This is a genomic window from Mesorhizobium sp. M5C.F.Ca.IN.020.32.2.1, assembly GCF_004023105.1.
Lineage (GTDB): Bacteria > Pseudomonadota > Alphaproteobacteria > Rhizobiales > Rhizobiaceae > Mesorhizobium > Mesorhizobium wenxiniae.
On sequence record NZ_RZSX01001492.1, the window covers coordinates 1 to 741 of the forward strand.

The following is a 741-nucleotide window of genomic DNA, read 5'->3' on the forward strand; positions in this document are numbered from 1 at the left end:
CGTCGAGGCGGCGGGCGCGGTGCTGCGGCTCGGCAACATCAAGATGGCCGGCGCCTCGACGCCGGACAAGCCGGTGGGACGGCCGATCCTGTCCTCGAATATGCCGGTGACGTGTTCGACGGTGACCGGATTTTCGACCGCGAGAAGCTTTTTCGGCGCCAGCCGGCCAAGCACCAGATTGGCATCGGTGATGGTCGGCTCGCTGCCGCCCCGCCCGTAGCAGATCGGGCCGGGATTGGCGCCGGCGCTTTCCGGGCCGATCTGGATCAGGCCGGCCGCATCGACGCGGGCGATCGAGCCGCCGCCGGCGCCGACCGTATGCACCGCCACCATCGGCACATGGATCGGCATCGCATATTCGATCTCGATCTCGTTCGACACCGCCGGTTCGGCATTGCGGATCAGCGCCACGTCGGTCGAGGTGCCGCCCATGTCGTAGGTGACCAGGTTTTTGAAGCCGGCGCGTTTTCCCGTATAGGCGGCGGCGATGACGCCGGAGGCCGGACCGGACATGACGGTCTTGGCTGACTCGCGTGTGACAAAGCGGGCCGAGATCATGCCGCCATTGCCGTTCATGATCAGGAAGTCGCGGGCGTAGCCTTTTGACCCCAATTCCGCGCGCAGCCGCTCGACATAGCGCTCAAGGATCGGCTGCACCGAGGCGTTGACCGAAGCGGTGACGCCGCGCTCGAATTCGCGCGCTTCCGACAGCAGCGCATGGCCTGTCGTGATGTAGCTATT

1 protein-coding gene is annotated in these 741 nt (G+C 66.1%); it reads right to left on the bottom strand.

Annotated elements, in window-relative coordinates:
- On the bottom strand, positions 1-741 hold a 741-nt coding region (locus EOA86_RS37020; RefSeq protein WP_164892425.1), incomplete at both ends, for a hydantoinase/oxoprolinase family protein.